Annotated in this window: 1 pseudogene; it reads left to right on the top strand. The window is 38.5% G+C overall.

Annotated features, from left to right (window positions below):
* Window positions 1-205: pseudogene (locus tag SB754_RS19950) on the top strand (hypothetical protein); the annotation flags it as partial.
* Window positions 206-278: the final 73 nt, after the last annotated feature.

Below are 278 nucleotides of genomic sequence, written 5' to 3'. Positions count from 1 at the left end.
GATGCAGCGTTTGGAAGTAACAGTGCTATTCGTGAAGCGACTATTTTCTTCTTCATGGGTAATGAGTTACTTTCACTTTTTGGAAAATGCTGGTCGTATGGGGATTCCACTCCCACAAACTTTAACAAATGCAGTTGAGATTTTGGATGGTAAGAGCAATAAGACAAGCTCTGAATATACTAATAAAAAAGGAGATGTTGAGTAATGGCACGTTATAGTTTACATGGAGGACACAACGGTATTGTACAAGGGGCTAATTATGGAAATCGAAAAGAGCA

Source organism: Leifsonia sp. SIMBA_070 (assembly GCF_046534635.1).
Classification (GTDB): domain Bacteria; phylum Actinomycetota; class Actinomycetes; order Actinomycetales; family Microbacteriaceae; genus Leifsonia.
This window is presented reverse-complemented; position numbering and strand designations above follow the sequence as displayed.